A 20,265-nucleotide genomic window follows, 5' to 3' on the forward strand; every position below is an offset into this window, starting at 1 on the left:
CTCTTATCACCATTCATTAAAGATTGGTTCAGCAATGTAATCTACCTAAAAGCTCTTCAATAATTTATATATATATCACCTTATATCCCAAAACATAAAAAAGGCTTGGAGTCACCTCCAAACCTTTCAATCAAGCTGTCCCAAACGTAACCCCACTCTCCCGCAACATCTTCCGATAAGCAATACTCAACCGATCGCAAACAAGATGCAGTTCCGCCTGCAAATCGAGCGGCAGCAGTTCAGGCTTTTGGTTTTCGACTATGATTTTGTCTTGTTCTAGTAGTGTGTTTTGGAAATCGATGAATACTTGCGGGTCGTCGTCGAGTGCGTAGTTTCGTTCCATAATCATAAAGGCTATGCTTTTTTGTTCGTTTACAGGAAGGACGATCAGGAACAGTTTAAAAAAATCATTGGACTCCTCGGTTATTTTCATCAGTGAGACAGTGAGCGGACTGTACACTTTGTATGTGTATTTAGAAATGACGGGGTAGCCTCTTCCGTCAGGATCGGGCTGGTACACGTCGATCTCATCGGTGACGAGAATGCCGTTTTCGTTATGGACGCGGTAGTCGTTTATTTCGGCATATTGCGTGTCGCCTAGCAATCCTTCATGGACGAACATGAGATGAGAGACATCGAGGAAGTTTTCGATTACTCTCGGACCGGCTGCCTCGACATCGTATGGTCCCATCAACACTCTCGCCAATGCCAGGTCGTCCAGTTTTTCATCGCCAATTAGCGGGATGTCTTGCTCAGGCTTCGTTAACGAGACCCAAACAAGACCGTATGCTTCTGTACAATAGTAAGCTGTCACCTTTGCTTTGGACGGGATAGCCTGATTTTTCGGCAGAGCAGGGATGCGCGTGCATACCCCGCAAGCATTATACGTCCAACCGTGATACGGGCAGACAATTTCATCATCAACAACTGTTCCAAGTGATAATGGCACTCCTCGATGAATGCACAAATCTTTAAAAGCATGAATGCCCTTTGTTGTGCGAAAGACGACGACTTTTTCACCAAGAACTTCCACTGACTTCGGATTTGCCTTCAAATCATTAGAAATCATGACTGGATGCCATTGATGGAGCAAAACAGGATCTTTTACAATCATCTAGCGTCCTCCTTTTATTCTGGGATGGTTCCTTTAATGCCTTTTACAAACCAGTTCATTGCCAAAATTTCTTCGACTGTCATGCTCTCGCCTTCTGGAACTCTCAGCTCGCCCTTTTGATCATAAATCGGACCTGCGAATACTTCGAGTTTGCCGTCGATAATTTCTTGACGTTTCGCTTCAACAGCGTCTTGTACTTCTTTCGGAACACTTTTACCAAAAGGCGCAATGTCAGCCATATCCTCTTTCAGCCCCCATAAATGAGCTTCTGGCTCCCAAGTTCCGTCAATCACACTTTGAACGGTTTGCACATAAAATTCTCCCCAGTTTAAAACAGGATTTGTAATATACGTATCCGGCGCATACTTGTTCATGTCGGAGTCATTACCCATTCCCCACACCCCGCGCTCAGCTGCTGCTTGAATGCCGGCAGGAGAATCTTGATAATTCGCTAAAATATCAATACCTTCATCAAGTAAGCTGACAGCTGCCTGTCTTTCTGCTGTCGGATCATACCATGTGTTACTCCACAATACTGACACTTCAATATCCGGATTGACACTTTGCGCTGCCAATGTGAAGGCGTTAATCGTATAAATAACTTCTGGAATCGGGAATGCGCCAACGTAGCCGATTTTATTGTTTTTTGTGATGGCACCGGCCGCTAAACCAGATAAGTAGCCTGATTCATAGCCTTTTGCCTGGTAGATGCCGACATTTTCAGCTGTTTTATAGCCGGTAGCATGCATGAATACCACGTCAGGATACTTCTTTGCGACATTGATAGTCGGATCCATATAACCGAAGCTAGTTGTAAAAATAATATCGTGATTTTGCGCTAGTTCCTCGATGACACGCTCCGCATCGGGACCTTCGGGAACATTTTCCACAGTCGTACTTTTAATGCTGAATGTTTCATCAACCAATTGTCGGCCTTTGTCATGCTCGAATGTCCAACCGCCATCACCAGGAGTGCCGATATAAACAAAACCTACTCTCGGCTTTTCTTCCTTTTCTTCGACCGATACATCTTTCTCCGGCTCTTTTTCCTCAGATTCAGACTTGGAAGTTCCTTGCGAACATGCCGCCATTACGAGCAAAAACATCATTACCAATACCGAGAACAATTTCTTTTTCAATATAAATCCCCCTTTTCATTGTTCAAATTCATTTAAAACCTTTGCTCACGGAAATACGGCACTCCTAATGATTGCGGCTCGATTGATGGTTTGTTGCGATTTTTCCAGCCGACAAACATCAGCACGACAATTGTCGCAATATATGGAATCATCTTCAGGAAATAAGATGGAATCCCTAACTCAAATAATTGAATGCGGAAGCCGAGCGCGTCGAGCCCACCAAAGAAATAGGCACATAGCAAGGCGTACAACGGATTCCAACGGGCAAAAATGATGAGCGCGATCGCAATCCAGCCTCTGCCTGAAGTCATGCCTTCAATCCAGTTCGGCGAATATACCATGATTAAGTAATAGCCGGCCATCCCCATCAGCATTGAGCCGGCGATGACATGCAGGTAACGGACCTTCAGAACGGAAATGCCCATTACATCCGATGTTGACGGATTATCACCGACTGCCTTCAAATGAAGACCCCACGATGTTTTGTACATGTACAAATATAAAAATACGGCCAGTACAATGCTGATCCATATAAATACATCTAAATTGGAAAACACAGTCCCGATTATCGGAACATTTTCCAGAAAGCCAAGTTCCAGCTTCGGGATGGTTACCGGTAAAGCCACGCCAGCAATCGATCTTCCTAAATAGGCGCTCAATCCTGTTCCAAATAGTGTAATCGCCAAGCCGCTGACAATTTGATTTGCCCGCAGAGTAATCGTCAAAAATGCATGGATAAGACCTAAGCCACCTGCTGCCAGAAGCGAAACAAGCAAGGTAAGGGCCAAGTTCTCCGTTTTCAGAAAGACAATACACGACATGACAGCCCCGACAAGCATGATGCCTTCGGTGCCGAGGTTGATGATGCCTGCTTTTTCATTTAAAATACCGCCCAGTATCGCGAATAATAACGGAGTGCCGCCTGATATGGCTGCGGCAGCCACTAGCGCAATCGAATCCATAACCACCCTCCTTTAAACTTTTCTTCTGATTCGAAATTTGCTAATCATATCACCGCCAATCAAGCAGAAGAGAATCGCTCCCTGCAGCATCAATGAAAATGAAGAAGGCAATCCGATTGTTTGGACGCTGTACCCGCCGACAATCAATCCTCCAATTAATACAGATGTGACAAGCATCGCAAACGGATTTAGTTTGGCAAGCCACGCGACGATAATTGCTGTATAGCCATAGCCTGGCGAAATGCCGTACATGAGGCGGTGAGCCACGCCTGATACTTCAATCGCTCCCGCGAAGCCCGCTAATCCGCCGCTCAGCATCATGACTATTAAAATATGTTTGTTGATTTTGATACCGGCATTTTTAGCGGCGATCGGGTTCGCTCCCAATAGCTTAAGTTCATAGCCCCATCGCGTTTTCGCAAGCAGAAAAGCAAAAATAACAACTGCAATTAACGCAAAGATTAAGCCGATATGGAGTCGGGTACTGCCGATGTTGGATAGCATTTGGAATGGATTGAAAATTGGCGTTCCCGGGAAATTAAATCCTTCGGGGTCGCGCCATGGTTCAAAGACGAGATAATCAAGAAGTAAAAGTGCCACGTAGTTTAACATTAAAGATGTAATCAGTTCGTTCACTTGAAAATATGTACGCGGGATGGCTGTGAACAAGCCCCAAACCGCACCTGCTGCCACACCGGCAAGCATCATGAGCGGGATGTACAGCGCACCCGGCAAGTTCGGCATGAAAATCGTAATCGAAGTCGCGCCGATTGCCCCTAAAATGAATTGCCCTTCTGCGCCAATGTTATAAACAGAAATGCGATACGCAATAGAAATGCCGAGCGCACAAAGCAAAAGCGGGGTTGCCTTCACGAGCGTTTCGCTAAAACCGAAGCTTGAGCCGAAAGCGCCTTGGACCATCTTCCCATAAACAGTGAGCGGATTCATTCCGTTCACGGCGATGAAAATGGCGCATATTACGAGCGCGGCAGCAATCGAGAGAAGCGGTACAAAAAAACTGCCTGTCTTTTTATGTGCGTCATATTCCAGTTTAAAAGGGATGAAAGCTAATCCTTTCGGGGACTCCGGCTGTTCGTACGACGTTTTCTGATTCATTGCGCCACCCCTTCCCGGACGCTCAACCCTGCCATCAATTGTCCGATTCTCTCCTTATCGGCTTCTCCTCTGGCAAGCTCGCCATTGATTTTGCCGTTAAATAAAACAAGAATGCGATCTGACAATTGTATCACTTCGTCCAAGTCTTCAGATATCAGCAAGACACCGCTGCCTGCACTGCGTCGCTCAAGCAGCATTTTATGCACCGCCTCCGTTGCCGCGACATCAAGTCCCTGTGTCGGATGAACAGCAATCATCAGCTTCGGCTCCAAATCAATTTCTCTCGCAAATAGAAGCTTTTGCTGGTTACCTCCTGAGAGCTGACCAACAGGGCTTTGCAAATCAGGTGTTCGCACATCAAAGCTACTCACCAGACTCTTAGCCCAATGTTCATTTTTCTTCTTATTAAGGACACCATATTTAACTCGTCCCTTACTGCGATAAGACTTTAACAACAAGTTTTCAACGACTCCCAAGCTTCCTGCCAAACCGCTTTTCATACGGTTTTCAGGGATATGAGCGATACCTTTGTCAATCAAGGCTTTAACGCTCGGCGATTCCAAATATTCTCCGTTAAATATCACTTCGCCTGAAGACCATGGAATCAATCCTGTCAGCGCTTCTGCCAGTTCTTTTTGTCCGTTTCCGGCAACACCGGCAATGCCGACGATTTCATGCTCGTGGATCGTGAAATCGACACAGTCGACAGCATTCAGCCGATGCTCATTTTTCACAACCAGCGCTTCTATCTGCAAAATCGGTTTGCCGATGTCGATTTGTTCGATATGAATCGCTGAAGACACCTCATGCCCAACCATTAACTGCGCAAGCTCTTGCACAGACGTTTCTTCACAATTCATCTGCGCAATCATTTTTCCTTTGCGCATAACAGAGATACGGTCAGCAATTGCCATTACTTCTTTTAATTTGTGTGTCGTAATAATCATCGTTTTGCCATGCCTCTTCAGCTCCCGCATCGTTGCGAACAGCTGCTCAACCTCACCGGGCGTCAAAACAGAGGTCGGCTCATCAAAGATGATAATATCTGCGCCGCGATACAATGTTTTGATGATTTCCACCCGTTGCTGCTCCCCGACAGATAGCTGCCAAACCGGGACTGAACCAGGAAAACTGAGACCATATGTTTCGGCAATATTTTCGATCTCTGCTTTCATTTTTTTCATCCAAGCCGTACCGTGCCAGATGCGTCCTTTACGACCTAAAATAATATTTTCAATCGCGGTCAAAGTTTCTACGAGCTTAAAGTTTTGATGCACCATCCCGATTCCGAGCGCCATCGATTCCTTCGGCGAGCGAATATAACAAGGAACTCCGTTAATCGCAATCGTGCCGCTGTCCGCTTTGTATACGCCAGCAAGCATGCTCATGATTGTGCTTTTCCCTGCACCGTTTTCCCCCAGCAGCGCATGAATCTCGCCTTTCTTTACGGCAAAATTGACATGATCACTCGCTGTCACTTCACCGAACTTTTTGACAATATCCGTCATTTCTACCGCATAAGTCAAAGACTTCACCTCCTATTGTTCTTTATTGGCTAAACATTGCACCGCTCGTATAATACCTCCGTAGCCGGTGCAGCGGCATAAATTGCCGGACAAAGCTTCTTTAATGTCACATTCGCCCGGTGACGCATTTTCATTAAGCAGTGCTTTTGCCGCAATAACCATACCAGACGTGCAGTAGCCGCATTGAAAGCCGCCTTCCTGCAAAAAAGCTTCCTGCACTTCATCAAGCTGAGTTCCTGCAACCCCTTCGATTGTCGTAATTTTTTTGTTGTTTACCTGAAAAGCCATCAGCAGGCAAGCATTAGCAAGTTCTCCGTCGACAAGCACTGAACAAGCACCGCACCTCCCGATTCCGCACGAAACCTTCGTGCCAGTCAAATACAATTTATCCCGTAACAAGTCAACAAGTTTTTCAGTCGGGTGCACCTGCAATTCGTACTGCACACGATTGACATTTATATAAAGGGTCATTTTTTGCCGGTCGTTCACATATAAAAAGTTTTGCAGCTCACCATTTTTCACATCCATTCAATCATCCCCTTTCGTTCTACTACTTGCAAAATTTCCTCCGATGAGACCGGAAGTTTTTGAACCCAATAGCCGATTGCATTATGAATGGCGCTTACGATTGCCGGTGTTATCGAGATAGTGCCGATTTCTCCGACGCCCCTCGGACCGAATTGATCGTCCTCATACAGCTCTTCAATAGCGAACACATTCGTTTCAAATGGAGTATCGGCAATCGTCGGGATTAAGTACGAATCAAAATTGCGTACAGCATATTTGCCGTCAATCATTTTTGCTTCTTCCATTAATGTATAGCCGAGCGACATGATGCCGCCTCCTTCTATTTGTCCTCGGTAACCGTTCGGACTGACAACTGGTCCTGCCGCAATCACATGGTCAAGCGAAGTCACTTTCACCTTTCCCGTCAGCAGATCGACTTCCACATCAGCTCTTATGCCGCCGAAAGAATATAAAAAATGCCCGCCTGTGATTGCATCCGGGGTTGTCGGAAAATGAAAGCTCGTCAATACGGTGCAATCTTCCACCAGTTTTGAAGACAATTGTTCAAATGTAATGACAGGCCCTTCATCGTTATTTTCTTGCCAGATGCCTCCGGGACCGACATACAGCTCTGCCACTGAGATACCTAAAAGCGATGAAGCATTACGGCACAGCTTATTTTTAAAAGGCGCTTTCATCCACTGTACGGAATGCCATACCATGCTCGTGCCCCGCGATGCGGTTGATGAACCGGACATCGGCACGAGTTCTGTGTCGCCGATGACAATTTGAATATCTTCCTTTCTGCAGCCGATTTCCTCGACAATAATATTTTCAATAACTGAAAGAAGCCCTTGGCCACACTCTTCGAACCCAAAGGAAATTTCAATTTTACCGTTTTTATTGAATGACAGTCTACCCCCGGCTGCGTCCAATCGTCCGAATCCTAAACCTCCGCCATGCATTGAAATCGCATATCCGGTGCCGGTTTTCTTCCATTGATCGGAAGCTTCCTGAGATTGTTTGCCCGCCGATTTAGTTTGCAGGAAGTGCAGGACGTCAGCTGCTCCGTTCGTCGGAGCGATCCGTTGACCTAAAGGCCCTAAATCAGTTGCGCTTCGCAAATTGATTTTTCTTAATTCAAGCGGGTCGATTTGCAGGACGGAAGCGAGGCGGTCCATTTGGCCTTCCAAAGCAAAAGTAACTTGATTGCCGCCGAATCCGCGGAACTCGCCTGCAACACCGTTATTTGTGAAAACAGACACCCCTTCCGTCTCGATATTCGGAATGATATACGGACCTGCCGCATGCTCAACCGCAAAATCTAAAACAGCAGGACCTAATGTCGCATAAGCACCAGTATCGGCAATAATCCGCGTTTTATGGGCTAAAATTTTCCCCGATGCATCCGTTCCGGTTTTCATCGTAATTTTCATCGGATGTCGTTTCAATCCTGCATCAATCGATTCCGTTCTGGAATTGTGTATTTTCACCGGACAGCCGCTCGCAAGTGCAAGCAATGCTCCGTACGGTTGAATATTCAATTCATCTTTACCCCCGAATGAACCGCCCATCGGACTGGAAATGATTCGTATCTTACTCTCCGGCAGCCCTAAAATTCGTGACAATTGGAAACGGTCTTTGAAACCGTGCTGCGTGCCGGCATAGACAGTTATTCCGCCGTCATCTTCAGGCACAATCACACCACCCTCCGTTTCCATGTAAGCATGCATTTGCCTTGGAAGCTCATACGTCTCTTCGACGATGACGTCACATTGCGCAAACGCCGCCTCAACATCTCCATTTTGATAACCGGCACGATGAAGCACATTACCGCCCGGGTGGAGCTTTACTGTATCCGAAAGCAACGCTTGTTCCGGACAATCGACAACCGGCAGCTGCACATACTCAACTTCAATCAGTTTGACCGCCTGCTCAGCAATCTCAAGAGTGTCTGCGGCAACCGCCGCGATTGCATCACCAACATAGCGCACTTTCTCTTCGCAAAGTACCGGCTGATCGGGCATGACAATACCGAAACGATTCATCCCCGGCACATCTTTATAAGTAACAACTGCCTCCACACCCGGCAGCAGCTCTGCTTTCTCTGTTTGAATTGAGATGATTTTCGCATGAGGAAACGAACTTCTCAGCACTTTTCCATACAGCATGTTCGGGAAAGTAAAATCTGTTAAATAGAATAGTCCCCCCGTCACCTTCGAAACGCCGTCCGGTCTAATTCTTCCCCGTTCTTCCGTCTTATTGAAGTTCATTTACAGTCCCTCCTTTTCGCAAAAGATTTTTCAGCTCAGAAATAATAAGATTAGCCGCTGCCTTTTGACGATAATCGGCAGAAACAAAATCATCAGAAGCTGCTTTGAATTCGCTGTAAATTGATGCAAAAACCGCTTTCCAATCGATTTCTTCTATTCGTTTCCCTCTTATAATCGGCTCGGTTTCATCTAAAAGGATCGGCTTATTGTCGCCGCCTCCTGCCGCAAGCCTGATATCATCAATGGTTCCAAGATCTGTTTTCGTTATTGTGCCGGCAACTGTCACAATCGCTGCCGTGAATGATTCGCGTCTGCCAATTTTTTTAAAGAAGGACGACTCTTTCGTAGCCGGTAACAAAATGTGCGTCAGAAGCTGATTTTTAACGGGGCTTTTCAACCAGTTTGATATTTCGATTTCTTCTCCTTGAACGAGAAGCTTTGCATTCAGCGCCAGCAATAACGGAATAAGATCGCCGATTCCCCCCATGATATTGCCGCCGATTGTCGCACGAGATCGAACAGCCGGTGCTGCGATCGATTGGACAGCCTGCGATAAAATCGGCTGCGCTGTTTGAATGGTCGAGTGTTTGCGACACTGTGCCAATGTCGTTAAAGCGCCAATCTTTAATAGACCTTCTTCTGCCACCTTAATTTCTTTTAATGAAGGAATGAGCTCAAGACTAATTAAATGGCGCGGAATACGATGCCCGCTTTCCCATTGAATTTGCAGCAATGTTCCGCCGGAAATATATCGCGCCTCACTACCGAGTCTGCTCATTTGTTCAATGGCAGTTTCAATGGAGGTAGGCATCCATACTTGTGTAGATTGTAACGCGGAAGCTTCATTATGCTGAATCATCTCGATTAACCTCCTTCTTGTAAACTTTTAATACGGTAATTATCCTTACATTTTATGTAATATTAAGTAACATGATAACAATTTATCCTTTTATTGTCATTGTGTATTTTGCACTAACTTCTTATCTTCTTTAGTTAAAATAAACAAAAATGATGTTAGATAATATCACATTTTCCTTTTTCAGCCACCATCCATTATAATGAAATTATCACTTGCGATTAGGGAGGATTTTTTTACATATGGGTCAATTCACGCATTTCAACGGACAAGGACGGGCAAAAATGGTCGACATTTCAGATAAAGCCGAATCAATTCGGACAGCTGTCGCCAAATCCTCGATCTCAACCAATCAAGCAATCTATCAGCAAATTATTGACGGCACCAATAAAAAAGGTGACGTGCTCGCTGTCGCTCAAGTAGCAGGGATCATGGCTGCCAAACAAACGTCAAACATAATCCCAATGTGCCATCCGATTGCTCTGACAGGCGTCAATATCAGCTTTGAGTGGAAGATTGATGAGCTGAAGAGCGAGTATGCAATAGTAATAGAAGCTGAAGTGAAAACGAAGGGTTCGACAGGCGTGGAAATGGAGGCACTGACAGCTGTTTCAGCTGCGGCACTGACGATTTACGATATGTGCAAAGCACTCGATAAACAGATGGTAATTGGTCCCACGATGCTGGTTAAGAAAACAGGCGGTAAGAATGGGGATTTTTTCGTGGAGAAGACTTTATGATTTGGAATGCTAAAATTTCGGGTTTTCATTTGCAGCAAGCAATATGAAAAAAATTTATCAGCTGTTGGAAGAGGATGAAGTTTTAGTTAGCGAAGTTGGAGTTCTTAAGAGCTACTTAATTTAGTTGAACGAGTTGAATAAGTAAAAAAGGAAACCCGCGAAAATCAGGTTTCCTTTTAATCTTAATATTTATTAAAACTCAATATCCGGCTCGTACGTAAATGGCTCACGGACGAAAATCTCATTGTTTCCTGATTGCCCGATTACTTCCTCTGTACCATTTCCGTTCATCAGCAGCTTAATGCCCAGCAAGTCCGGGAAATTCGCAAAATAACTTTCTGTCATTGCATTTAAGAAAATATAAGTACCTGCTGAACCTTGAACTTTTGTTGCGTTTTCATCATAATCAAGTACCAACAATTTATTGTCATCTTCAAATCGGTAGCTGTTTAAACCAATATCATATCCTTTTGTAACAAAACTATGAATTGTTTCTACTAAATCTTTTTCTTTATCATAAGGCTGGATTGTCGGGTATACATAACTTGCAGTGTCATCCCCTTGGAAAAGAACGATATAATCTTCTGTTTTCGCTATGTCTATGCTTCCTTCTTCAGAATTGCTATCTGATTCTGTACCTTCTGAACTGCCGGCTTCTTCTTTCAACTGTTCAATCTCTTCCTTTTGTTCTGCAATTTCAGCTTCATATTCTTTTATTTGTTCCGCCTGTGTATCAACTGTTTCCTGCAAAGAATCCTTATTTGTATTATCTTCCGATACACTTTCGGCACAGCCAGCTAACAGTAAACATGTAAGCCCAATCGCAAACAATGTCTTTTTCATATTTTCCCCTCAAATCCATAACTATGTAAGGTTTTAATTATCTAATTAGCACAATAATTCCCATATAGCTGAACGACTAATGTGACAGCTATATAGATTATTTAAAATGATTTAAGTAAAGAAGAAAGATTGTTTAACGTATGCAGCCTCGCCGTCATAAAAAACAAATCGTTTTCATTTCTTGCAACGAATTCATTAATGACTTGCAGAGCTTTTTCCAAATCATTTACGAGTAAGGTCGTATATGATTCATTCCAGCAAAAGCGGTTAATGCGCTCCAATTCATCTGCAATGACACGAAGCTTATACTCATCGATAAACAGCTTCACTTGGTACCATTTATCTTGATCTGTAATGAGGGCAGTTTTGTTCTCCCAATTATTCTCCACAAAATCTATAAATCCATATAGATTTTCCGCTAATAGATTGGCCATTCTCATATAATATTCCATCCAACATCTCCTCAAATCTCTTATTTTTATTACAGTATATGATTTTAGAGATTGGAAAAATTCCGAATTGACTACATTTTTAGTAAAATAAAAGAAAAGGACGAGACTCTGTTAGAGTTAGAGTCACCGTCCTATACTCATGCTTCAATATTCAGTTTGCTATTTTATCACTCATTGTTCATGAACAGACACTATCCCCTAAATCTAAAAAATCCCCTTTTTTCAATATTGTAATAAAATGCTTCAATATCCTCGCTGTCAGGCCCCAAATCGTATACTGCCCGTATTCGAAAAACCATTCCTCCATCGATCGCGCGCGCCATTGGTATTCAGTGCCGTTCATGATTTTATCGAAAGGAAAGTCCGGTGATGGCTCAGGCGTAATGTTTACATGATGCAAGTATGGCTCGTGATTCAGCAGCCATTTGACAGGAACTGTGAACAATTCTTCCACTTCATCCTTACTGTAATCTCTCAAAAACTGATCCCCTTCAATCACCCCAACAAACGGATAGATGACAAATGATGGCGAGGCTATATACGGACTTAGTTGTCCAATTACTTGAATCGTCTTTTCATCAATCTTCAATTCTTCTGAAGTTTCACGTAATGCCGCAGCTAACGGAGAGACATCCGTTGCATCAATTCGTCCTCCTGGGAAACTGATATCGCCCGGTTGCTTTCTCATTTTCAATGCACGAACCTCGAACAAAATATGCCATTCACCCTCGACTTGCACTAACGGAATTAAAACAGCTGACCGAAATGCCGTGTCTTCCCCAATAAATAATCCTTGATGTTTACTTAGCTGACCTTTTAATTTATCCAGGAACATGAAAAATTCCCACCTCAATGTTTTATTTTAATCGTACCATTAATCATACTGCAGGATAAAGATTTCTTTCTATTAATTCAGAAAATGAAAATAATTCTTTTTATGGTAATATAAAGATATACAAGGAGGGTAACTAATGAAACAATTTCTCACTATACTAGCTACACTAGTCTTTTTGATAGCCCTTAATTTCGGTATCAGTTCTGTTACCGATACTCATTTCGTGGATTTCTCATTTGTAGTCGGTCTGACTGTCAGTGTATTGATTTGGTATTTTACATCTAAGGGCGGGTATACAGCAAAACATGCTGACACTCTTGCCCAAGCTGAAACAATGAATTGGAAAATAAAAAATGAGAAATTCTCATTCCGATTTAATACAGCATTTCTGACAGCTATCGCTTATACTGTCGTTGCAATCGGCATAACTTTCTACTATTATAAGGATTATTTTTTGACTTGATGAAGGATTGTTTAGGTTGTGAACTGGCAAATATACATAGAAACAAGCTGAAAAATGAGTGAAGCTATAAAGGCATTAAACCCTTTATAGCTTCTTCGCTTTATTGCAAAAGATTAGTTTTTTAAAAATGAGGGTAATGAATATTTCGAGTCTATTAGAATGGAGGAAAACAGATGCAAAAACTATTAGTGAATGAGAAAGTGGTCTTAAACAACGGAATAAAAATGCCGATAATCGGGTTCGGCGTCTATCAAATAGATGATCCGGCTGTTTGCGAGCAAAGCGTTTATGATGCCTTAATGACAGGTTACCGTTTAATTGATACCGCTGCTGCTTATCAAAATGAAGAAGCAGTTGGCCGTGCGATTAAACGAAGCGGTGTACCGCGTGATGAATTATTTGTGACGACAAAATTGTGGATTCAAGATACAGGCTATGAAAAAGCAAAAAAAGCATTCGAGAAGTCATTGAACCGTTTGCAGCTTAAATATATCGACTTATATTTGATTCACCAGCCATTCGGCGATGTTTACGGCTCTTGGCGCGCAATGGAGGAGCTGTACCATGAAGGAAAAATTAAAGCGATCGGCGTCAGCAATTTTGAAAGCGACCGTCTCATTGACTTAATCATTCACAATCAGGTCGTTCCAGCTGTCAACCAAGTCGAAACACATCCGTTCTGCCAGCAAATCGAAGCGAATAAAGTGATGAAAGAATATAATGTCCAAATCGAATCATGGGCACCTTTAACGGAAGGTCGCAATCATTTATTTGAAAATGAAACATTGCTTTCTATTGCCAACAAATACAACAAATCCGTCGCACAAGTTGTGCTGCGTTGGTTAACACAAAGAGGCGTCATTGTCATTCCAAAATCTGTTCACAAAGAACGTATTGTCGAAAACTTCAACATTTTCGACTTCGAACTGAGCGATACGGATATGGAAAAAATTCATGCTCTTGATACAAACAGCAACTGCTTCCTCTCTCACCGCGACCCAGAAGTTGTGAAAATGCTATCCGGCACTAAATTTAATATTTAATTAGCAAGAATCGCTTTGGTTTTCCCCAGGCCTTTTCTTTTTAAACTGGACATTGATGATCGTCAATTGCGATAATAAATTTCTCACTTATTCTCTAGTGAATTTTTACGGACTCGTTCGAAATCAAACTTATCTCTTGGCATCAGATATCCCATTATAATCAGCTCCAATAAAGATTAAAACATCCGCCCGCACAATACGGACGGATGCATTTTAAAATTAAGCAGCTGGATTCAATTCGACTTCGATTTTCAATTTCACGTCTTTACCGATTAGCACGCCGCCTGTTTCTAGTGCCGCATTGTAAGTAAGTCCGAATTCTTCACGGTTGATTTTTGCTTCTGCTTCAAAACCGTAAACTTCTACACCCCATGGGTTTACGCCTTTACCGTTATATTCGACTTCAAGAGTCACTTGTTTTGTTACGCCTTTAATTGTCATATCGCCTGTCACTTCGTAGTCGTCCCCGTCTTTTGTGATGCTTGTTGATACGAAGTCGATTGTCGGAAAGCTTTCCGCATCGAAGAAATCGCCTGTTCTTAAGTGGTTGTCGCGGTCTGCATTACGAGTGTTAATGCTTGCTACATCAATTTTGAATGCAATCGTTGCTGTCGTTAAATCTGTTAGATCAGCCGCTTCTACTTCAGCTGTGTAAGATTCAAACTGACCTTTCACTTTTGATACCATCATATGTTTCACTTCAAATCCAATCGTTGTGTGCGCTTGATCCACTGTAAATTTCGCCATTTTAAAATTCCTCCAATTTGTTTGTATGTCTTATCTCGAAATCGAGGTATTTGCCCAAAAAAGTTTTCAGCTCTATCATGCTATGAAGCTTACAAACTTTTTTAAAAACAAATGTTGTCAATTTATTTCGAATCTTTTTATCTCAACTTCGAGATAAATTTACCACACATCCGAAACTAATGTCAATATATTTTGATTATTTTATTTTTTTAATTCACTTGCAATATGATGAAGTTCAGGCAAAATTAACTTTTCCATCGCCAGCCGGACTGCATTGGTCGAACCCGGCGTTGAAAAAATAACTGTCTCACCTTTTATCCCGGCTATCGCTCTTGAAAGCATTGAAGCAGATCCAATCTCCTCATAGCTCAGCATTCTGAACACTTCGCCGTAGCCTGGAATTGTCTTTTCAATTAGTTCCTCTATCACTTCATATGTCACATCACGTTTAGACAGGCCTGTGCCGCCATTCGTCAAAATGACATCAATACGATCGCTTTCACATCCTGCTAAAAGTGCCGCTTCAATCTCTTCTTTTTCATCTTTTACAACCTGGTAATCTGTCACTTCATATCGGTTTTTCTTCAGCAAGCTCAACATAAGCTGCCCGCTTTTATCCGTTAACTCATGGCGTGTATCGCTAATCGTCAAAACCATGACCCTGAGTTGTTCAAACGGCTGGCTCTTATGTTCAATATGACTCATTTTAATTCCCCCTTTTTTCTCATCCTCCACTGACTGGCGGCAAAAAGGCGACCGTATCGCCATCTTTCACAATATCTTCTTCAAAGGCATATTCCTCATTGATAGCTGCCATAGCAGCCTGAAACAGTGCATGCGGATATTTCTGCTGCAAATGTTCCTTTACTTGCTTTACAGTCCATTCATTTGCCTCTAGCTGCAAGCTGCGCTTTCCTATCTCCTCCTGCAGCTGTGCAAACAGCAACACTTTAATCATCTAACCCCTCCTTCGCATAAGAATGACGCTCTAATTGATCGCCGATCCATTTCGTGCCATCCTCCCAGTACTCTTTCTTCCAAATTGGCACGATTTCTTTAATCCTTTCTATCGCATATTGGTTCGCTTCATAAGCGGCTTGCCGGTGGGGTGATGATACTGCGATGACGACTGCTGTTTCGCTTATTTCCAAACGACCGATGCGGTGTGTAATCGCCACTTTTGTATTCGGCCACTTCTCCTCTATTTCTGCTCCAATCTTTTCCAGGCTCTTCACAGCCATCGACACATACGCTTCATATTCAAGCGACAGCGTTCTTTTTCCGTTCGTCATTTCTCGTACTGTTCCGATAAAGACTGTAATCGCTCCGGCATCGGCAGATTGCACCTTTTGAATTACTTCATCTGTAACAATCGATGTTTCTACAATCGCAAATAATTCGTTTTCCATCTAGCTCACTCCTTTAGAAAAACCGTCACCGGTCCTTTTTCAGCATGATTATGCTACTTCGATTCACCTCGGTGAAAAAGGCTCGAAAAGCGGAAGCGGCCTGCAAGTAAGGAACAGTGACTAAGGACGCTACGTCCGCATATCTTCGTCGCTGTGACTCTCGTCCTGAGAGCCTCCGACCAGCATAAGACGAATCATGCAGGAAATTGTAAGATTTCCGGAGTGATTTGGCTTATGACCTCGAGCTGTCAAATTCATCACTTGCCAGTCATGAATTTGACAAGATAATCAGAGATGTCTAATCGGAGATGAAAACTGGCTGGTCGCTGCAGCTAGACAAAGCCTAAGAAGGAACATCGACTAGGGACGCTACGTCCGCATATCTTCGTCGCTGTGACTCTCATCGTGAGAGCCCCACACAAGAAACCGCCATCGGTTTCTTTTAGGAGGTTGCTTAGGTCTCTGAGCATGGCAGGTGTTTGGTTAGACAGCCATCTTTTTAATTAGCAAAAAAAAGCTTGCTCCTGCCCTTCCGACAACAGTAAAATATCCACTTCATCTCCCTGTTTATAACTCTCTTCAGCAGGTGGTAATATTAATAACGAATCCGCGCCCGCTAGCGACGTAATCGAGCCTGACATATTCAATCCGACTGATGATACGTATATCTTCGCATTTCCATAATGAATTTTTGTACGGATCAGCTGGCTGAATGCTTTCGGTGCAGCGTAATTTTCCGTTAAAATTGCTTTTATGCTTTTCAAGTGATGATGCCCGCTTCCGAGGCTCTTGCGAATGACCGGGCGAACGAACAGCTCAAAGCCTATATAGCTTGCGGAAGGATTCCCGGATAAGCCAAATAAGAACTGATTGCCTCTTTTCGCTACTGTTGTCACACTGCCCGGCCTCATTGCCACTTTATTGAATAAAACATTCGCGCCTAAACGTTTGTAAATGTCAGGCATATAATCATAATCACCAACAGAAACACCGCCTGTCGTAATCAAGACATCAACTTTCGCGAGCGCTTCTTGAACGGCAGCAAAACTTTTCTCTAAGTCATCCGGCAAGTTTCCTAAATAAACACCATCTCCGCCTGTTTTATCAATTTGCGCCAGCAGCATATATGAGTTACTGTTACGAATTTTCCCGAGAATGAGCGGTTCGTCAATTTCTAAAAGCTCATCTCCTGTTGCTAACACGCCAATTATAGGTCGTTTTCCGACTAATACCATACTGTAGCCGAACGTAGCCAATAAAGCGACAATACCGGGCGTGATTAGCGTTCCTTTCTTGACGATGCAAGTTCCCTCCTGCAGCTCCTTTCCTTTAAAAAACACGTGCATGCCATGCGGTACTTTTTCTTTCACTGTTATGTAGGTAACACCGTTTTTCGTATATGATTCAACATGTTCCAACATTACGACCGCGTTGCATTGCTCAGGCAATGGCGCCCCTGTCATAATCCGCACTGACTGAAAAGCACCGACTTTTCCTGAAAAAACATGGCCGGCTCCAATTTCACCAATAACTTCTAAGCTGACCGGACCGTCACCAGTATCCTCTGATCGAATCGCATATCCGTCATATAGCGAGCGGTTGAATGCGGGCACATCCTGGTCAGCTATCACATTCTCCGCCAAAAAGCGACCGTGCGCTTCCGCTAAAGGAACATATTCTGTTTTGTTTTCGAACTGTGAATCCATAACTCTTCGGATAGCTTCCCCAATCGCTATCGCTGTCCGTATGTCTGTCATTGTTGCCACCTCTTAACCTAGCATTTTGTAATACACATTTTTTGCGATTTGAAGATTACTCGTTCCATGCACAAACACACGGCCATCCTGAAACAAAACAACCCGGTAATGCTCAAGCTGGCAGCTCAGCAAAAACGGATTGCGCAGTACTTTTCCGAGTCTTTCCCAACGCTTTTGAATCAGCTCAAGCGGATATATTTGCTTCTGTGCCGGACGGAGCAACACCGTATCACGACCGCATAGCACTGCCGCCTTCGTTTGTGTCTCATATTGCAAAAACGGATAAGTCGGCTGCACGCCGCACGATAAGCAGTCATCTTTTTTCGCTTTATCGATACGGATTGATAAATATTGATTATTCCATAAATCAACCGTCAAATACGTTTGACGCAATGCCTCTGTATCGCCGATGAGCCACTTCAAGCACTCTGTCACTTGATGTGACGCTATAATTTGAATAATTGGACTAATTATCCCGACTTGGTCGCATGTCGCTCCTGTTAACGGCATTTCTTTAAGCAAACACTGCAAGCACGGAGTTTTCCCCGGCATGATTGTAAAAGTCGAACCGAAACTGCCGGCACAAGCACCAAACAGAAACGGTACCCCTTTTTTTTGTGCAACATCGTTCAAGATGAAACGAATATCGAAATTATCGGTCGCATCTAAAATGACATCGACATTTCCAATAAAAGCTTCGATATTTGAAGCTGTCACATCAAGCACATGGGCATCCACTTCGACCTCGCTATTAATCTCGCTCAATCGTTTTTTCGCGGCAATCGCTTTCGGCAGCACAGCTTCTGCATCACTCTCGCTATACAGATGCTGACGCTGCAGATTACTGTATTCTACATAATCGCGATCAATAATAGTAACGGCACCGACTCCCGAACGGACAAGCATCTCAGCACCGGCACTTCCTAATGCCCCTGCTCCGATGATCAGGACCCGCTTTTTTTTCAACATTTCTTGCCTGTCACGTCCGATAAATGAACAAAGCTCCTGTTTTACATAACGATTTTCCATTCTTTCACTCCCTCACCCGGACAAAAAACAATAAGAAAAATGACAGCAGCATCATGCTGACTACCCATAGCCAGGCCATCGTCATATTTCCGGAATCAATCGCCATATAAATTGCCGTCGGAACGGTTTGAGTCACACCCGGAATATTGCCGGCAAACATTAATGTTGCTCCGAACTCTCCCAATGCTCTCGCCATGCTCAAAATACTGCCGGCAACCAGTGACTTTTTAGCCAAAGGAATCGAAACCCGGATAAACACAAGCCACCTGTTTGCCCCTAAATCTTTTGCTGCCTCCTCTAAAGTCCGGTCAATTCCGTAAAACCCTGCCTTCGCTGTTTGAAACATTAACGGAAAAGCAACAACTGTCGCAGCAATTACCGCAGCGTACCATGTGAAAATGATCGACTGTCCGAAAATTGCTTTCATCCATTCCCCGATAATGCTTTGATTGCCGAAAATGACAATCAACAAAAAGCCGATTACAGACGGGGGAAGCACGAGCGGAAGCATTAATATCGTTTCAACGAGCATCTTGCCCTTGAATGTCTTTTTAGCAAAAAAGTGACCTAAAAATGTACCTGATATAATAACGATGAGCCCAGCTGCAGCCGTTATTGTCAAAGATAATTGCATGGGCTCCCAATACTGTGATGCCATGAAAAAACCTGCCTTAATGGTTAATCTGTTTAAAACCAAACTGCTGCCATAGCTTGCCGGCTTCTTTTCCTTTTAAAAACTCGAAAAATAAAAGCGCCTCGGTTTTATGCTCGGTAGTGTCCAAAATACCGGCTGAATACTTAATCGGCTCATGACTTTCTGCGTCAATTGTTGCGGCGACTTTTATTTTCTCCGTTGTCATCGCATCCGTCTTATAAACGAATCCGGCCTGTGCATTTCCCGTTTCAACATATGTCAGCACTTGGCGGACATCTTTTGCCAATACAAGCTTTTGCTTAAGCTTCTGGTAAATATTTTCATACTGCAATGTTTGCTTTGCATACGTGCCGGCCGGAACGACATCCGGTATACCGATTGCTATTTTTTCTATTTCAGTTTTGGAGAGGTCATTCAATCGCGCTATCTCGAATGGCAAATTTTTCGATGTGACCAGAACAAGCTCATTCGTCACAATGCTGTCGCCGATATGAATGAAGTCATAGTGGACAAGCTCCGCGTATTTTTCCGGAGATGCCGATATGAATAAATCAGCCGGCGCCCCTTGCTCAATTTGCTGTTTAAGCGCTCCTGATGCGCCAAAATTAAAGCGCAGCTCAATGTCAGGATATTTTTCTTGAAATTCACTGCTGATTTCCTCCAGCACATCCTTCATACTTGAGGCAGCTGACACGGTGAGAATAATCGGACCAGCTTTACCGCTTGTTTTACTGGAACAAGCAGCTATCATAACTGCGAGCGAAATAATAAATATAACTGAAATGGAATTTTTCACTGG

The 20,265-nt window shown here is 43.4% G+C and carries 22 protein-coding genes; 3 read left to right on the top strand and 19 right to left on the bottom strand.

The features are described from left to right. Positions 1-130: 130 nt before the first annotated feature. The 8 genes from IEO70_RS03450 to IEO70_RS03485 are packed head-to-tail and all read right to left on the bottom strand — an operon-like array spanning position 131 to position 9,496. Positions 131-1,114, bottom strand: a complete 984-nt coding sequence (locus tag IEO70_RS03450; protein ID WP_190996957.1) for an aromatic ring-hydroxylating dioxygenase subunit alpha — start codon at positions 1,112-1,114, stop codon at positions 131-133. Between the two features lie 14 nt (positions 1,115-1,128). Continuing rightward, positions 1,129-2,253 carry a BMP family ABC transporter substrate-binding protein gene (locus tag IEO70_RS03455; RefSeq protein ID WP_235973479.1) on the bottom strand — a complete coding sequence of 375 codons (1,125 nt, stop codon included), beginning with the start codon at positions 2,251-2,253 and terminating at the stop codon, positions 1,129-1,131. Between the two features lie 32 nt (positions 2,254-2,285). Then, positions 2,286-3,215 (bottom strand): ABC transporter permease, encoded by a 930-nt coding sequence (locus IEO70_RS03460; RefSeq protein ID WP_190996958.1) that lies wholly within the window; start codon positions 3,213-3,215, stop codon positions 2,286-2,288. A 12-nt stretch (positions 3,216-3,227) separates the two neighbouring features. Beyond that, entirely contained in the window at positions 3,228-4,331 is a 1,104-nt protein-coding gene (locus IEO70_RS03465) for an ABC transporter permease (RefSeq protein ID WP_190996959.1), read from the bottom strand. Continuing rightward, positions 4,328-5,866 carry an ABC transporter ATP-binding protein gene (locus IEO70_RS03470; protein WP_328820857.1) on the bottom strand — a complete coding sequence of 513 codons (1,539 nt, stop codon included), beginning with the start codon at positions 5,864-5,866 and terminating at the stop codon, positions 4,328-4,330. The genes IEO70_RS03465 and IEO70_RS03470 overlap by 4 nt, the downstream gene beginning before the upstream one ends. Positions 5,867-5,869: 3 nt before the next feature. Then, positions 5,870-6,385 (bottom strand): (2Fe-2S)-binding protein, encoded by a 516-nt coding sequence (locus IEO70_RS03475; protein ID WP_190996960.1) that lies wholly within the window; start codon positions 6,383-6,385, stop codon positions 5,870-5,872. Continuing rightward, positions 6,376-8,637: a xanthine dehydrogenase subunit D gene (pucD, locus tag IEO70_RS03480; protein WP_190996961.1), complete on the bottom strand. Its 2,262-nt coding sequence runs from the start codon at positions 8,635-8,637 to the stop codon at positions 6,376-6,378. The genes IEO70_RS03475 and pucD overlap by 10 nt, the downstream gene beginning before the upstream one ends. After that, positions 8,624-9,496, bottom strand: coding sequence for an FAD binding domain-containing protein (locus IEO70_RS03485; protein ID WP_190996962.1), 873 nt, complete (start codon positions 9,494-9,496; stop codon positions 8,624-8,626). Before IEO70_RS03485 ends, pucD begins: the two co-directional genes overlap by 14 nt. A gap of 239 nt (positions 9,497-9,735) precedes the next feature. On the opposite strand from IEO70_RS03485, the gene moaC reads away from it, so the two are divergent. Further along, positions 9,736-10,233, top strand: coding sequence for a cyclic pyranopterin monophosphate synthase MoaC (moaC, locus tag IEO70_RS03490; protein WP_190996963.1), 498 nt, complete (start codon positions 9,736-9,738; stop codon positions 10,231-10,233). 192 nt (positions 10,234-10,425) lie between these two features. Here moaC and IEO70_RS03495 read toward each other — a convergent pair whose 3' ends face one another. From IEO70_RS03495 to IEO70_RS03505, 3 genes are all read right to left on the bottom strand, one after another. Continuing rightward, positions 10,426-11,076, bottom strand: coding sequence for a hypothetical protein (locus IEO70_RS03495; protein WP_190996964.1), 651 nt, complete (start codon positions 11,074-11,076; stop codon positions 10,426-10,428). A 101-nt stretch (positions 11,077-11,177) separates the two neighbouring features. After that, positions 11,178-11,528 (bottom strand): hypothetical protein, encoded by a 351-nt coding sequence (locus tag IEO70_RS03500; RefSeq protein ID WP_190996965.1) that lies wholly within the window; start codon positions 11,526-11,528, stop codon positions 11,178-11,180. A gap of 178 nt (positions 11,529-11,706) precedes the next feature. Next, positions 11,707-12,363: an NUDIX hydrolase gene (locus IEO70_RS03505; RefSeq protein ID WP_190996966.1), complete on the bottom strand. Its 657-nt coding sequence runs from the start codon at positions 12,361-12,363 to the stop codon at positions 11,707-11,709. 136 nt (positions 12,364-12,499) lie between these two features. Between IEO70_RS03505 and IEO70_RS03510 the strand changes: the two genes are divergently transcribed. Both IEO70_RS03510 and IEO70_RS03515 read left to right on the top strand, forming a co-directional pair. After that, a complete protein-coding gene (locus IEO70_RS03510; protein WP_190996967.1) occupies positions 12,500-12,826 on the top strand; it encodes a hypothetical protein in 327 nt (108 codons plus the stop codon). A gap of 173 nt (positions 12,827-12,999) precedes the next feature. After that, on the top strand, positions 13,000-13,869 hold the full coding sequence (locus IEO70_RS03515; RefSeq protein ID WP_190996968.1) for an aldo/keto reductase: 870 nt from the start codon (positions 13,000-13,002) through the stop codon (positions 13,867-13,869). Between the two features lie 219 nt (positions 13,870-14,088). Here the strand turns inward: IEO70_RS03515 and IEO70_RS03520 are convergent, their stop codons facing one another. The 8 genes from IEO70_RS03520 to modA all read right to left on the bottom strand — a co-directional run bounded on the left by IEO70_RS03520 (position 14,089) and on the right by modA (position 20,262). Beyond that, positions 14,089-14,616, bottom strand: a complete 528-nt coding sequence (locus IEO70_RS03520; protein ID WP_190996969.1) for a YceI family protein — start codon at positions 14,614-14,616, stop codon at positions 14,089-14,091. A gap of 201 nt (positions 14,617-14,817) precedes the next feature. Further along, complete coding sequence (locus tag IEO70_RS03525) at positions 14,818-15,321, bottom strand: MogA/MoaB family molybdenum cofactor biosynthesis protein (RefSeq protein ID WP_190996970.1); 504 nt, start codon at positions 15,319-15,321, stop codon at positions 14,818-14,820. 19 nt (positions 15,322-15,340) lie between these two features. Then, positions 15,341-15,574 carry a molybdopterin converting factor subunit 1 gene (gene moaD / locus IEO70_RS03530; protein WP_190996971.1) on the bottom strand — a complete coding sequence of 78 codons (234 nt, stop codon included), beginning with the start codon at positions 15,572-15,574 and terminating at the stop codon, positions 15,341-15,343. Beyond that, a complete protein-coding gene (locus IEO70_RS03535; RefSeq protein ID WP_190996972.1) occupies positions 15,567-16,025 on the bottom strand; it encodes a molybdenum cofactor biosynthesis protein MoaE in 459 nt (152 codons plus the stop codon). Before IEO70_RS03535 ends, moaD begins: the two co-directional genes overlap by 8 nt. A 503-nt stretch (positions 16,026-16,528) precedes the next feature. Beyond that, positions 16,529-17,782 (bottom strand): molybdopterin molybdotransferase MoeA, encoded by a 1,254-nt coding sequence (locus IEO70_RS03540; RefSeq protein WP_190996973.1) that lies wholly within the window; start codon positions 17,780-17,782, stop codon positions 16,529-16,531. Positions 17,783-17,794: 12 nt separating this feature from the next. Continuing rightward, positions 17,795-18,811 (bottom strand): ThiF family adenylyltransferase, encoded by a 1,017-nt coding sequence (locus IEO70_RS03545; protein WP_190996974.1) that lies wholly within the window; start codon positions 18,809-18,811, stop codon positions 17,795-17,797. Positions 18,812-18,815: 4 nt separating this feature from the next. Beyond that, complete coding sequence (modB, locus tag IEO70_RS03550) at positions 18,816-19,469, bottom strand: molybdate ABC transporter permease subunit (protein ID WP_190996975.1); 654 nt, start codon at positions 19,467-19,469, stop codon at positions 18,816-18,818. Positions 19,470-19,482: 13 nt separating this feature from the next. Beyond that, a complete protein-coding gene (modA, locus tag IEO70_RS03555; protein ID WP_190996976.1) occupies positions 19,483-20,262 on the bottom strand; it encodes a molybdate ABC transporter substrate-binding protein in 780 nt (259 codons plus the stop codon). Between the last annotated feature and the right edge of the window lie 3 nt (positions 20,263-20,265).

The sequence above is a fragment of the Peribacillus faecalis genome (genome assembly GCF_014712675.1).
Classification (GTDB): Bacteria; Bacillota; Bacilli; order Bacillales; family DSM-1321; genus Bacillus_AD; species Bacillus_AD faecalis.

What these genes read in the sequence shown, in the direction of transcription:
- IEO70_RS03450 (WP_190996957.1), bottom strand. Translation starts at nt 1,114, where the DNA reads ATGATTGTAAAAGATCCTGTTTTGCTCCATCAATGGCATCCAGTCATG.
- IEO70_RS03460 (WP_190996958.1), bottom strand. Translation starts at nt 3,215, where the DNA reads ATGGATTCGATTGCGCTAGTGGCTGCCGCAGCCATATCAGGCGGCACT.
- IEO70_RS03465 (WP_190996959.1), bottom strand. Translation starts at nt 4,331, where the DNA reads ATGAATCAGAAAACGTCGTACGAACAGCCGGAGTCCCCGAAAGGATTA.
- IEO70_RS03475 (WP_190996960.1), bottom strand. Translation starts at nt 6,385, where the DNA reads ATGGATGTGAAAAATGGTGAGCTGCAAAACTTTTTATATGTGAACGAC.
- pucD (WP_190996961.1), bottom strand. Translation starts at nt 8,637, where the DNA reads ATGAACTTCAATAAGACGGAAGAACGGGGAAGAATTAGACCGGACGGC.
- IEO70_RS03485 (WP_190996962.1), bottom strand. Translation starts at nt 9,496, where the DNA reads ATGATTCAGCATAATGAAGCTTCCGCGTTACAATCTACACAAGTATGG.
- moaC (WP_190996963.1), top strand. Translation starts at nt 9,736, where the DNA reads ATGGGTCAATTCACGCATTTCAACGGACAAGGACGGGCAAAAATGGTC.
- IEO70_RS03495 (WP_190996964.1), bottom strand. Translation starts at nt 11,076, where the DNA reads ATGAAAAAGACATTGTTTGCGATTGGGCTTACATGTTTACTGTTAGCT.
- IEO70_RS03500 (WP_190996965.1), bottom strand. Translation starts at nt 11,528, where the DNA reads ATGGAATATTATATGAGAATGGCCAATCTATTAGCGGAAAATCTATAT.
- IEO70_RS03505 (WP_190996966.1), bottom strand. Translation starts at nt 12,363, where the DNA reads ATGTTCCTGGATAAATTAAAAGGTCAGCTAAGTAAACATCAAGGATTA.
- IEO70_RS03510 (WP_190996967.1), top strand. Translation starts at nt 12,500, where the DNA reads ATGAAACAATTTCTCACTATACTAGCTACACTAGTCTTTTTGATAGCC.
- IEO70_RS03515 (WP_190996968.1), top strand. Translation starts at nt 13,000, where the DNA reads ATGCAAAAACTATTAGTGAATGAGAAAGTGGTCTTAAACAACGGAATA.
- IEO70_RS03520 (WP_190996969.1), bottom strand. Translation starts at nt 14,616, where the DNA reads ATGGCGAAATTTACAGTGGATCAAGCGCACACAACGATTGGATTTGAA.
- IEO70_RS03525 (WP_190996970.1), bottom strand. Translation starts at nt 15,321, where the DNA reads ATGAGTCATATTGAACATAAGAGCCAGCCGTTTGAACAACTCAGGGTC.
- moaD (WP_190996971.1), bottom strand. Translation starts at nt 15,574, where the DNA reads ATGATTAAAGTGTTGCTGTTTGCACAGCTGCAGGAGGAGATAGGAAAG.
- IEO70_RS03535 (WP_190996972.1), bottom strand. Translation starts at nt 16,025, where the DNA reads ATGGAAAACGAATTATTTGCGATTGTAGAAACATCGATTGTTACAGAT.
- IEO70_RS03540 (WP_190996973.1), bottom strand. Translation starts at nt 17,782, where the DNA reads ATGACAGACATACGGACAGCGATAGCGATTGGGGAAGCTATCCGAAGA.
- IEO70_RS03545 (WP_190996974.1), bottom strand. Translation starts at nt 18,811, where the DNA reads ATGGAAAATCGTTATGTAAAACAGGAGCTTTGTTCATTTATCGGACGT.
- modB (WP_190996975.1), bottom strand. Translation starts at nt 19,469, where the DNA reads ATGGCATCACAGTATTGGGAGCCCATGCAATTATCTTTGACAATAACG.